The 12,313-nt window shown below is 45.5% G+C and carries 10 protein-coding genes; 1 reads left to right on the forward strand and 9 read right to left on the reverse strand.

The genetic code is table 11. The features are described from left to right. Positions 1-198: 198 nt before the first annotated feature. The 8 genes from P5683_RS03995 to P5683_RS04030 all read right to left on the reverse strand — a co-directional run bounded on the left by P5683_RS03995 (position 199) and on the right by P5683_RS04030 (position 8,387). Entirely contained in the window at positions 199-849 is a 651-nt protein-coding gene (locus P5683_RS03995) for a PEP-CTERM sorting domain-containing protein (protein WP_315639153.1), read from the reverse strand. 268 nt (positions 850-1,117) lie between these two features. Then, positions 1,118-1,768 (reverse strand): hypothetical protein, encoded by a 651-nt coding sequence (locus P5683_RS04000; protein ID WP_046319074.1) that lies wholly within the window; start codon positions 1,766-1,768, stop codon positions 1,118-1,120. 226 nt (positions 1,769-1,994) lie between these two features. Continuing rightward, positions 1,995-2,783, reverse strand: a complete 789-nt coding sequence (locus P5683_RS04005; protein ID WP_187757973.1) for a cistern family PEP-CTERM protein — start codon at positions 2,781-2,783, stop codon at positions 1,995-1,997. Between the two features lie 228 nt (positions 2,784-3,011). Continuing rightward, positions 3,012-3,929: an LD-carboxypeptidase gene (locus tag P5683_RS04010; RefSeq protein WP_006622377.1), complete on the reverse strand. Its 918-nt coding sequence runs from the start codon at positions 3,927-3,929 to the stop codon at positions 3,012-3,014. Beyond that, positions 3,916-5,082 carry an AI-2E family transporter gene (locus P5683_RS04015; protein WP_315644832.1) on the reverse strand — a complete coding sequence of 389 codons (1,167 nt, stop codon included), beginning with the start codon at positions 5,080-5,082 and terminating at the stop codon, positions 3,916-3,918. Before P5683_RS04015 ends, P5683_RS04010 begins: the two co-directional genes overlap by 14 nt. A 29-nt stretch (positions 5,083-5,111) precedes the next feature. Then, positions 5,112-5,684 (reverse strand): type II CAAX prenyl endopeptidase Rce1 family protein, encoded by a 573-nt coding sequence (locus tag P5683_RS04020; protein ID WP_193520589.1) that lies wholly within the window; start codon positions 5,682-5,684, stop codon positions 5,112-5,114. Between the two features lie 49 nt (positions 5,685-5,733). Beyond that, entirely contained in the window at positions 5,734-7,977 is a 2,244-nt protein-coding gene (locus P5683_RS04025; RefSeq protein WP_315660581.1) for a protein-arginine deiminase family protein, read from the reverse strand. Positions 7,978-8,051: 74 nt separating this feature from the next. Then, the gene (locus tag P5683_RS04030; RefSeq protein WP_006622372.1) at positions 8,052-8,387 is read right to left on the reverse strand and encodes an STAS domain-containing protein; all 336 of its coding nucleotides are present in this window, start codon (positions 8,385-8,387) and stop codon (positions 8,052-8,054) included. Between the two features lie 301 nt (positions 8,388-8,688). On the opposite strand from P5683_RS04030, the gene P5683_RS04035 reads away from it, so the two are divergent. After that, positions 8,689-9,309, forward strand: a complete 621-nt coding sequence (locus P5683_RS04035; RefSeq protein WP_006622369.1) for a DedA family protein — start codon at positions 8,689-8,691, stop codon at positions 9,307-9,309. A gap of 72 nt (positions 9,310-9,381) precedes the next feature. On the opposite strand, the gene P5683_RS04040 is transcribed toward P5683_RS04035, so the two are convergent. Then, positions 9,382-12,126 (reverse strand): phycobilisome rod-core linker polypeptide, encoded by a 2,745-nt coding sequence (locus tag P5683_RS04040; protein WP_006622367.1) that lies wholly within the window; start codon positions 12,124-12,126, stop codon positions 9,382-9,384. Positions 12,127-12,313 lie beyond the last annotated feature (187 nt).

A 12,313-nucleotide genomic window follows, 5' to 3' on the forward strand; every position in this document is an offset into this window, starting at 1 on the left:
CCACGGTCAATTAAATCTCGGACCAGAAGATGAAAAAACCCGCCCTCACCTCACCCACGGTCAATTAAATCTCGGACCAGAAGATGAAAAAACCCGCCCTCACCTCACCCACGGTCAATTAAATCTCGGACCAGAAGATGAAAAAACCCGCCCACTCGGCAAATAATTATTAATTATTAATTATTAATTATTAATTACTTAGCTTTTCTTTTTGTCGTATTCACGTTTGAGTAAGCCAGCGATACCGAAGGCTAAACCAGTTCCCAAAATAGTGAAAGGTTCTGGAACCGCAGTAGTCTCAAAATCAAATTGTGCAATGTTGTTGGTTTGGTCAATTCTAATTAAGCCTTGAAAACCACCTATCCCTTTAAGTTGATTATCGCTTTTAAATAGTGCTTCAGCGGCGATATTAACAAACCTCATACTACCGAAGAGAGAGTCACTAACAATGCTAATTGATCTTAAATCCATAGACCATTCAGACAAACCGCCCAGACCGTCATCAAAGCGCAAGAAATCAATCACTTGATTGGTGTTCCCGAAGTCTGTATCTCTAATGATATAACGAGAGTCAATTCCTGAACTAGTGTTATAGTCAACAAAAACCCCAGTAGCTGTATGGTTATGGATACCAAAATTACCAGTAGTACCTCCGGCATTACCAGCATGATCTAGGAAGTCGAAATTTAGGGAGGTGCTATTATCACCAATTACGGTAAAAATGGAGTTGGCGGTAAAGCGATCGCCAGGGGAAAAAGTCAAGGCTTGGGCGGGTGCAGCAGCTAGGAATGATAAACTAGCAATGGATAGAGAAACTGTGGCACATTGGACCTGATGTTGTAGTTTCATCTTCTGTCAACCCTATTTTCCTAAAAGAATTATGTTTTCAGTATGGCAACTCTCCGGGCTGATGTATAGCATAATTCGTGCATTTTATCAACACATTACAAAAAATTAGGGTCAACCTTTATATATGGGGGGGGTTTTGTGAAGCACCATCCGTGAAATCAGGGACGACCCCAAACCAAAAGCAAACCCGCCCCCAGGGTTGATGTTTCAGATAGGCAGGTTCACTATATGTTATGTGCTACAAAACCTTAACAAGCTATTGACAACCTTAGCTTTCCTTTTTGGAGGGTTGACGTTTCAGTAAGCCAGCCATCATTCCGAAAGCAACTCCAGCGCCAATAACGCCCATGGGTTCTGGAACAGAAGTAACCTCAAAATCAAATTGTGCGGTATTGAATTCGCGGTCAATTCGGATCGAGCCTTGGTAGCCGCCGCCACCTTGTGCCACATTATCACCTCTAAATAGGGCGGTGGCATAAATATCCACAAACCGCATATTATTACTAACAGTAGCGCTGGCGACATTGATGGATGTCAAATCCATAGACCACTCAGACAAACCGCCAGGACCATCATTAAAGGTCAAGAAGTTGGCTACTTGAGTGGCGCTACCAAAGTCAACGTTTTGAATAGTAAATCTTGAGTCAGGTGCGCCATTTGTGGTGTAGTCCACAAAAGAACCCACAGCAGTCCAGTTATCAATGCCGAAGTTCCCAGGCCCACCAGCTTGGCCGTTTACGTCGAGGAAGTCAAAAAATAGAGATGTGGAAGAATCTCCGACTAATGTAAATTGGGCATTGGCGGTAAAGCGATCGCCAATATTAAAGGTAACAGCTTCAGCGGGTGAGCTAGTCAAAACAGATACACTGGCAATAGATGCAGCGACGGCAGCGAATTTAATTTGGTTCAGTAAAGTCATCTCTCTCTTTGTCCTATATTCATAACTTGCTATAACTGCATTCTACCAAGTGCCCACAGCTACTGTCTACCCCTAAAAGCTGATTTTACGAAGACATTACATAAAAATACGGTTCAGCTTTACATCAAAGGGTGTTTGGTAAAGCATGACCCGTAAAATTACTGATGTGCCTTAGTCTCTGTAGTCAAAAATGCCTAAATGACTAATGGCGACAACAGAGACGCGCTTAGGCTTTGAGGCTGGATTTATTTTTCTTCTTGTCGTATTCACGCTTGAACATACTGCCAAAACCCAAAGCCATACCTGTACCCAAAATAGTCAAAGGTTCGGGGACTTGTTCGACATTAGCTGCGCCAGCTAATTCAAAGCTACCGTCAGTAGTTTGGAATTTAACCGGAAAATCAAGGAGGTTCGCGCCAATGGTAGTAGTCCCGCTAGTAAAGTCGCCTCCAATCCTTAATCGTAGACTATCAGATGCACCAGCGGCTAAAGCACTATTCTGGGAACCACCATTACAACCCTGGGTGAAAATACAGATGTCAATTTGTTTAAAGCCACCAGGGAAAGTTTGTTGACCGGTCCTAACTTGAGCGCCAGTGAAGTTATTGCCACTTTGTAGCAGTTGAACACTGGTGGCGTTGGGGTCAATACCGAATCCAAAACTAACAATACCAGCCTCGGTAAATGTTTGGGTGAGTGCTGTGGTGTTGCTAATATTGATGGTCAAGTCCAGATAGTCACTGGTAAAGCTATCAACCTTAAAGGTAGAAAATGCACTCAAGTCTTGACTAAGGCCACCGGAAGGATCAAAGTTTCGATCCAGGAACCAGTCAACCTGAAAGGTTGATCCGATATCATTGGTGGAAACCCCCACCTGCCACAGGTCTTGTTTAGGATCTCCGGCTTGACTTCCGGTTTTGGTAATATTAAAAGCGGCAGCGGGTAAAAATGCGGAAGAAGCTATGGCTACAGTGGTAGCTAATAAAGCTGTCCCAAATAAAGAAGTTGTTTTCATGGGCGGGAATAGGTTTTAGTTAGAAGGATATTTGTAGTAATCAAAAATATTAACTACATAAGTAATATATAGATCAAACTGCTGTAAAATGGAACGTGATCGCAGTCAACTTGTCCATATTTTTACAAAGTCGATCGCTTATCTTTACATAATATAGTCAATTGTAAATCTTTGACAGGATGATTGACTAATCACTAAATATGTGGTAAGAAACGGCGGGGCAAGCTATCAGTATGAGGGGGGGTTTGTTGGCCAACTCAAAACACCGCGATCGCCATCTAATTCTACTTCTAAGCCGACAGGTAAAATAGGATTGGGGCCGTCATGACCAAAGGAAAGATTAGCAACAATGGGGATATTCAGGTCAAAAAGGCGATCGCGCAATACTTGTTCAACGGAAAAATCCGCAGGGGAGTTAAGGTCAGACCCGGACTGACTAAAGCGCCCCAAGGCGATACCAAGGACAGGCTGAAACGCGCCGATAGTGCGCCAGTAGGTCAACATTCTATCTAGGCGGTAGGGTTCCTCATTGACATCTTCAAAGGCGAGGATAGCATTAGTTAAATCAGGTTGATGGGGGGTTCCTAATAGATAAGTAGCGACAGTTAAATTCCCAGGAAATAGGCGACCGCGTACTTTACCGCCGCCCCACCCGTCTCCGTGGAGGGGTTGAAGGGGTTTACCTGCTAGATAGTCAAATAAACGAGCGATCGCCCAATCGGGTTCTTGGGCTAAAGTAGTTAAAACGGGACCATGAATGGCTAAAATATTTTCCTGTCCAGACAAAGCCCACAATAGGGCGGTAATATCAGAAAACCCGATTAAAAACTTAGGGTTAGTGGAGGGGGGAATATCAGCAATAGATAACCCTTCCAGGAGTCTAGTCGCGCCATAGCCCCCCCTAGCACAGAGAATACCTCGGCTGTAGTCATCGCCAATGGCATCTAAGAGTTGACGACGGCGATCGCTATCAGTTCCGGCTAAATAACCCCAACTGCGATCGTAACCAGAAGTGAGGCTAATTTGATATGCTTGCTCGCGCCAAATATCTAAACCTGTTTCTACAGATTTAAGTTCCCTAATTCTGCCACTGGGAGCAATGACACGCAAGCGATCGCCGGGTTTTAACTTCTCAAATTTCGCCATCGTCGCTATCATGCTCCTGAGTAGAATCATTAGGGGAACTATCGGGTAATTCTGGGGGGGTGTCTGCTGCTATTAACACCTGCTCAGATTCGGAAATATCAGAACTTTCGAGTAGAGGTTGACCCAAGGTCCAGTTATCAAAAATATCCTTTAATACGGCTTGTTCCAACCAAGTTTTGGTGACGACAGCCAAAGGGAGGGCGAGAACCAAACCCCCAAATCCCAGAAATCTGGCAAAAAACAATTGTGCCATCAAGGTAGCGGCTGGGAGTAGAGAAATTTGTCTCTGCATAATCATGGGACTGAACCAATAACTCTCCAAGTTCTGAATAATAATATATGCGACCAAGACTAAAAAGGCTTTACCGGGGGAGTCCAAAAGAGCGACGGAAACGGGAAATACGACACTCAAGGTAGGGCCGATATTCGGAACTAGGTTAAACACGCCGGCTAATAAGGCGTGAGCGAGAACAAATTCGACATTTAATATGGTTAAACTGATATAACTCAGAGTAGCGATAAACACAGAATTAATGACAATTCCGCGCATCCACTGCAACAGGGAAATTTCACACAGACCCAAAATTTCATCGGCTCGGCGGCGATAAAAAGAGGGAAATAAGCGCACCACTACCCGTCTATATGAGGCGGGATTGGCGACTAACATTAGGGTAAAAACAAAGATTAATAGACCCTGTAGAAGTGTGTTAACGGAGAAGTTAAAGACGGCGAAGAAATTACCGAGGATATTCTGAGCCAGGGGCCCCACTTGTCTAGCAATTTCGGTAAAGCCGGGGAGTCTCAAGTTAATTTCTGGGAGCCAAATCGGAGGTTGTTGGAGAATTAAATCAATCCAACGGGTGAATCTTTCATAGCCTCTAGGAACCAAGTTGAGCAGTTGTTGAAACTGGTCTAAAAAGGGCGGCATAATTAGACTAAAAAACATAATGCCCAAAAAGGAGACTAAGCTGATAGCTAGGAAGACGGCTTTACCGCGACTCAGCCTAAATCGTTGTAGCCAACGCACTAAACCGTTAAGGGCGATCGCCAAGATGACGGAAGTAAATAACAATAATAGAATCTGTCGGAATTCCCATAAAATTATTAGGGAAATGACTAAAAAGAAAAAGGCGATCCAATCTCCAAGTTTCACTATCGAACTCCCATTAATGCGCTTGCCAACTATGATGATGGTGTTAGATTATCTGATTTCGCCTGTAAATTGGCAGATAATTTATGTTCGCCATCTAACAGAAACAACCAAACCACTACTACCAACCAGTGAAACAAAACTGGAATTAACAAAGACCCGGTTAAAGTATAGGCGATCGTGCAAGCCAATCCCAAAATTGTAGCTAAACTTAAAAATGGGGTTTGGCAAAAGGTAGGATTTCCGGCTGGATTATAAGTCAAAGCGGCAATGGGGTGGGAAATGACAAATAAAATGAGGCTGAAAGCCGCCCAAAATAGCCATATCAGGGGCGATAGAGCTTCTGTGGGGGGAGGTATTAACAGCACGCGAAAGAGGGTTTCCTCAAGCAGTGCGGGGGTGATAAATAGCCAAATCATAGCGCCTAGGAGTCGCAGGGGGTGAAAATGTATGGGGTTCCATTTGAGAAAATTCATGGAGAAGCCAAGGGGAAGGGCGATCGCACCATAAACCAGAAAGGTGGCGGCTAAAATCCACCAATCTGATGGGGTGGGAATCGCTGTAGCCATTACTAAACGGTTTAAGAGATTTGCCAAAATCGACATTTGTTTGTATTAGCATTATCTAAATTTGGGCGATCGCCATAGCTATTTGTTAGCGTTGGCTAAATTGTCCTAACTGTTGTGTGAAGGATTCCCAGAAGGCCTGTTCTTCGCCGATTCTGGTAGTATTTAAACCGGCGTTGAGACTACCTCGGAGGTTTTGGTAATAACTATCATCTAAAAATGTGATCTCAAGACCAGCGATCGCTAATCGTCGCTGCAAGTCTTCCTGGGTGTAATCTCGGCCATCAATCAAAGCCCCTCGCGGGTCAGACACCAATAATTTGCCATTGACAAACACAGAATTAACCGGGTTCGGCCACCAAGCATATCCGGTATAACCAAACATGGCTGGGACTTCCACAATTTGCTCATCATCAAGTTTAAATTCCTCTTTTAACTGATTAATTAAAGGGGTGATTTTGTCACGATGTAACCTCAAATTATGCTGAATTAATAGTTCATTATTCAGGGCGGCTCTCACTGTGGTTTGGGTGCTTAAACTGCGATTAATTGCTGCCCCTTCATAACCTGTTTGGGCTAATTGTCGCAATAAATTAACGCCCTCTTGGGGACTAACGACTAGCATTAAGGGTTTACCTGATGCTGTGGGAACAAATGTAATTAGTTCATCTACTTGGCGAGTAATTAACCAAGATGTGTCAATTTCTACGGGGGGCCACTGAACTTGTTGGGCTTCTAAAAAGGCTAAAATATCGGGATTTATAGTTTCGCCGTCGGCTTTTCCGTAGTATATACGCCCCATAGGATAGCCGGGAAGAGGTGGGGTAACATTAAGGTTGCCATAGAAATCTAACCATTGATTTTTGGGGTCAAGTTCGCGGGGTTCTCCGATTTCAGCCCAACCAAAATTTCGCCCTAATAAAGAACTGGCATAATCACTACCGCCGGGAGGACTTAAAGCGACATTGTATTGACGCAAACCATCAGGACTGGGGAATTGTACATAGCCAATAGCAGCGCTATCTCGCATCCAGACTGTTTCTCCTGGGGTAATACGGGTGGGGGTTCCGGTGGGGGCGATCGCATCTTGTACGGCTTCTACTACGTCTTGATTCACACCGCGATCGCTTATATGTATCTGGGAAACGGGGGCGGTATTAGGAGACATAATCCAAGGTGCGACACCCATTTGGATTTGGTCAGAGGCGATTTCTGTATCATTTTTACGGGCGATCGCTTTGACATTGACTAAGCCACTCCATTGACCATCAGCGAATTGTTTAGCCTCAACACCCAGGATAATAGTAGGGCTAAATTCCAGGGGAGAAGCACCGGACAAATCAATATATTTCCAGCCGCCCAGGGTTTTTTGGAACATATTAATCCGGCGGCGGGAGGCTTCATCAACGCTAATATATATATCTGCGTCTTGATATTCTTCGGAAATCTTAAAATGAATTTGGGCTAAATCTGCCTCGTCATATTCGCCATTAACAATGCGATCGCTCCAGTCAGGAATACCACTGCGATCGTCATCATCATTATTAAACAGAATCAAAGGTCCAGCAGATAATGACCATTGAGTAGGGCGCATTTTGTCGCGCTCATCAATTACGCCATCCCGATTAACATCAGCATGGAGAGCAAAACCGGGAAACTTGGGTTCAGCGACGGAAAACTGAGCAATTTCTCCGGTAGTAGCCCTCGGTTCAGCTTCTGGTTGACTAGCCAAGGCTCGTTGATAGGTGACAATGGCTAAATAGCCCTGGTATTCAACAATTTTCTCAATAGCCTGGGGTTGAATCAAACTATCTGCGGGAATTTGTCGCAAGGAGTCTATCGCCGCTATCCATAACTGTTGTGCCATTTCCCAATCTTTAACGGTGGGGTTAGGATATTGACCGATTTCTACGGCTTCGAGTGCTAATTCGGCGGCTTGTTTCCAGTGTTGGCTGGCTTTTTCTTCGTTGCGAATGCGGCTTTCGGTTTGCCGTAGGGCTTTACGCCAACTATGATATTGTTGGAGTTGTAGTTCATATTGCCAGGCTTCCTGAACTACCAGGGGGTCAGGGGGGCCAGATACTTGGTCAAGTTGGGCTTGTAGGCGATCGCGTAATTCATATAATTGAGGGACAGATTGGGGATTTTCCCGCACTGTTTCTAGGCGATCTAAGCTAGAGGAAGTTCTGCCATATTCTGATAAGCGAGTTTCCGATTCCCAGATCTTATATTCTACTGGCTCCTCTGTCTCCGCTGCTAGTTGAGCCACTGCATGAGGGGCGGGTACTAAGATAATCCCCACCACAACGCCCAATGTATTGACTAATGCCATCGCTATGTACCGCATCCACCCCATAGTTAACTCCTCAAGCGACGACATTGATTTTACCAGAAAGGCAGTGGGATTTATGCAGAAAGCAAAGTTTGAGGATTGGCGGAAATTTGGTCGATGTTATCCACAATTTCAAGCACCCTATCTAGTTGGGTAATTTCCAAGACCATTTTAGCTACATCCCCTAGGTGGCAAACCACTAAACGACAACCCAATTTTTTAGCTGTTTTTTGAGCCACCACTAAAGCCCCCAAACCAGAACTATCGATAAATTCTACATGGCTCATATCTATGATCCAAAGTATGGGTGGTTCAGAAGTGATTGACAAAAACTGTTTTTTCAGTTCTTCTGAACCTTGGGAATCTAATTTATTCTGAGGCCGAATGATCCAGGGTTTGTTAGCACTCATGACTATTTCTCCTATGTGTAATGAATTTTGTCAAAATTTTTGGTCAACCTACCACACTTGCCTTTAGACGAGGTAGTTATAGGAAAGATTCCCCTGGTGACAACTACATGGTATCTGACCGGGGTGGTAAATATGTTGTCGTAGGTAACAAAAAATGTGTGTTGGCGATCGCCCCTGCCACACCCAGGGGAGAGTTACCCCGAGATTAACCACCACAGCTATGGCGGTTATCGAATGCAATATAGCTAAAAATATTATACGATTGTAAAGAATTGCGAAAAAAATATGAAGACACCATTGAATGTCCTTTGAAGTTGTATCACTGGAAACAATTAAGGCGATCGCCCATGAATATGGCTATTGGGCGGTTTTCGGCGGTATCGCCCTAGAAAATGCCGGGGTTCCTCTACCGGGAGAAACTATCACACTGGTGGGGGGATTCCTAGCCGGGAGTGGAGAACTTAACTATTGGTGGGTTCTCGGTTGTGCGATCGCAGGTGCCATCCTAGGGGATAACTGCGGTTACTGGGTAGGGCGCTGGGGTGGTTGGCCGTTTTTGTGTTTATTGGGTAAGTTATTCCGCATCAAGGAAGAACAACTAATTGAAGTCAAAGACCAATTCAGCCAAAATGCAGCTAAGGCCGTTTTTTTAGGTAGATTTGTGGCCCTCCTGCGAATTTTTGCTGGCCCCCTAGCCGGAATTGCTGGGATGAAATACTGGAAATTTTTTCTATGTAATGGTGCTGGGGCGATACTCTGGGCTTCTGTAATGGTTAGCCTTGCCTATTTTGTCGGTCAGGTTGTCCCTTTACCCCAATTAGTCTCTTGGGTGGGTGAATTTGCGATCATTGCTCTGTTATTGGTGGTGGCTTGGTTTGTGATTCCCATGTGGTGGGAGTCTCGCCAGGCGAAAAATCTTTAGGGATACAAAAAAAATCCCCGCTCTCGTATGAACGGGGAACCTAGGTAAAATTAACAGAGGCTCAAATTAGCTCTAGCTGCGATCGTTAGCCAAAACCGGCTCAAAACTAGGAACGACCAGTTCATCATTTTGTTTGGTCAACTGGTTGTAAAGCAGCTCTGTATTGGGGAAATTAGCAGCAGGAAGCGTGGGGAAACGGCGATAAGGAACAGTATCCTCGCCAAACACCTGAGCATACTCCATGCTGTTCACCATTGCGCCAATAAACGCCTTCAGACCCTGAGAAGCCAAGATTTGGTTATACTTGCGAATCTCCGCCTGATTAAGGGGAGCGCGACCCAAGAAGTGCTTAGTTCCCAACTCAATCACCTTAGTATTGGGATAGGGAGTGTAGAACTCGCGGATATACAAAGCAGAAGCTCCCAAGGCTTCGACGAACTCCTTAACGGTAATTTCGCCATTACCAAGTTTACTTTCCAGAGCGGTAAACTCTTTCTTAGTAACATAGGGGTCAATATCCCGCTCGAAAATCTGCCGATAGATAGCACCAATTGTAGTTTGGAGCGCCACCTTATCAGTCACATTGGTTAGTTTAAACACCTTAGACTGTTCGCGACGCTTGTTAACTCCCTGGTTAATGCGGTTATCGATTTCCAGTTCACCTTTCATCTGGTCAGTAGGAGTTCCCAACTCCACAAACCTGGGAGTAGGTTCGTCTTTAACCATAGTCATCTTCTCAGCCAGGGTTCCCACACGCATAGAACGCAGAGACAGACCACCCGGAGTCAGATAACGCTCATAGGGAATAGTATCTTCCCCAAAGGCTTCGTTATACTCGACGGAATCAATAATGGCATCCACCAGAGCATAGAAACCTTTTTTAGAGCAAAGGTCAAAGTAGGAATTCATTTCCTGTCGTCCATAGGTGGGTCGTCCCAACAGACGGCGGTGAATGTATTCGATCGCCTTACAAACATAAAGGGAAGTCCAATACATATTGCGGAACACATCAGACTTCGCCAGAATGCGGATAAACTCCCGAACTGTGATATCGCCATTTTCCAGCTTAATCTCAGCCACGGTTTGGCGCTGACCAGAATAGAGTTCCCGACCAAACACCTGCAAATAAGCGGCTCGGATCACCTTCTGAGTTGAACTCTCAGAGAACTTGACACTAGCGCCATTGCTCCCACCCTTGTTGCTAAATTTACTGGAAACATAACCACCGGGAAGCTGATCGAGCTTAAACACTTTGGGACCGAGAGAACCGGGAGCATTCCCACGAGCGCCAGGGTTGCTCAATTGGTTATCAATTCCGGCTCCATTGCGAATTAGAATCCGGCGAGTATCCTTACCAAAGGGAGCCGGACGATTTTGGGGAGAGCGGGTTTCTTTCGGGAAAATCGCCCCAAACTGAATTTCTAAAGGATCGTTACCGATACCATAGACGTGCTGATCCCGCAGAGGCTGTTTATAGTCACCAAACAAAGTGACAAACTGTGGAACTGTACGGAAAGGCGCACTGTAGTTAAACAGGTCAATTTGAGGGCCCCAGTTGCGGCACTCTTGCGCTTCTGTACCCAGACCCCGCAGATAAGGGACGGTTTCTTCACCAAAGTAATCAGCATACTCGGACGAATCAACCATAGCATCGACCAGGGCCGCCAAACCGCCTTTAGTGACGATCGCAAAATATTTGCTAAACTCCTCGGGAGAACTCAAACCCCGTCCCAAGAAGTGACGCGCCGCCAGTTCCACCACCCGGCTGTTGACAAAGCGGGAGTAGAACTGCTGGCGATACAGAGGAGACTTACCCAAACGACGGATAAACTCTTTAGTGCTGATTTCGCCATTTTTAAACTTAGATTCCAGGTCAGAAATCCCTTGGCTATAAGCGCGGGTAATATCACGCTCAAACACCTGTCTATAAGCAGCTTTCACCACATCCTGTTTTTCCGAGGAAGACAGACCCGGCTTCATCACAAACTTCTGACGAGCGATCGTCGCATTAAAGTAAATCTGAGGCAGTTCCAAGCCTTGCTGATCAACACTCTGACCTTGACGGACTTTGTTAGAAGGGGTTGCGCCTTCAAATTCGCTAATCAGAACATTGAAGTATTGCAGGGCAATTTCCTGACCTTCTTTGTCATTTTGCAGATATCCCAGAGCCGATCGCCGCATTTCCTGCAAAGCCACCAAAGTCGCCGCACTAGAACAGGCATTTTCGATAATTTCCCGCAAACCACGCACGTTAACGGCGATGATATTAGGATCACCCGCCACGATCGCGTAAGTGGTATAACGCAAGAACCAGCTCAAATCCCGCAGGGATTTAGTCATATTTCCCGGACCGTAGCGGGAGACGTTAATCGGTCGGAACCCCGGCGGCAGGAATACCGCAGGGCCACTGCCTGAATCTTTGAACAGGGACTTGATACCATCAAAGAAGCCGCCACCCCGGTTGTCAACATAGGAAATTGTTCCCAGCTTCATACCTTCGGCGACTTCCATATCCCCACTACCCGCCGCAGCCATAGCCATTTCTGGTTCTTCGGGTCTTTCCAAAAATGCCAAAGGGGAACCTCCGGTAAAAATCCGGTTAGCTGCCCTAGACACGATTAATTCTGCGTTTTGGGTGAGAACTTGGGCGATCTCCAGACGTTTTGCCCCAGAACTAAAGTAAGTTGCTAAATCACTAAGTTCAGTTTTCCCCAAGTAGCGATCTTGTTGTTCGGCTTGAGAAATTGTTGAAACTGGGACGGTTTTGTAAAGTTGCGGACGCGCAACTGAGCTGCCACCACTTGCCTTAACACTCATTCGATCTCTATCGCTCCCTATTCACAGTCATTACACTACGGGCGTATTACATACACCCTATAACAGGTTATTCTACTCAACCCCAAGGATCAGTTAGACTCCATCGCCCAGTTGGACTAGCCGGGGCTATTGCTGATACATTTACGCGACATTTTTCCGGTTGTTCCCGGACAATGCGACGATAGCA

The sequence above is a fragment of the Limnospira sp. PMC 1279.21 genome (assembly GCF_032349615.1).
Lineage (GTDB): Bacteria > Cyanobacteriota > Cyanobacteriia > Cyanobacteriales > Microcoleaceae > Limnospira > Limnospira fusiformis.

What these genes read in the sequence shown, in the direction of transcription:
- P5683_RS03995 (WP_315639153.1), bottom strand. Translation starts at nt 849, where the DNA reads ATGAAACTACAACATCAGGTCCAATGTGCCACAGTTTCTCTATCCATT.
- P5683_RS04000 (WP_046319074.1), bottom strand. Translation starts at nt 1,768, where the DNA reads ATGACTTTACTGAACCAAATTAAATTCGCTGCCGTCGCTGCATCTATT.
- P5683_RS04005 (WP_187757973.1), bottom strand. Translation starts at nt 2,783, where the DNA reads ATGAAAACAACTTCTTTATTTGGGACAGCTTTATTAGCTACCACTGTA.
- P5683_RS04010 (WP_006622377.1), bottom strand. Translation starts at nt 3,929, where the DNA reads ATGGCGAAATTTGAGAAGTTAAAACCCGGCGATCGCTTGCGTGTCATT.
- P5683_RS04020 (WP_193520589.1), bottom strand. Translation starts at nt 5,684, where the DNA reads ATGTCGATTTTGGCAAATCTCTTAAACCGTTTAGTAATGGCTACAGCG.
- P5683_RS04025 (WP_315660581.1), bottom strand. Translation starts at nt 7,977, where the DNA reads ATGGCATTAGTCAATACATTGGGCGTTGTGGTGGGGATTATCTTAGTA.
- P5683_RS04030 (WP_006622372.1), bottom strand. Translation starts at nt 8,387, where the DNA reads ATGAGTGCTAACAAACCCTGGATCATTCGGCCTCAGAATAAATTAGAT.
- P5683_RS04035 (WP_006622369.1), top strand. Translation starts at nt 8,689, where the DNA reads ATGTCCTTTGAAGTTGTATCACTGGAAACAATTAAGGCGATCGCCCAT.
- P5683_RS04040 (WP_006622367.1), bottom strand. Translation starts at nt 12,126, where the DNA reads ATGAGTGTTAAGGCAAGTGGTGGCAGCTCAGTTGCGCGTCCGCAACTT.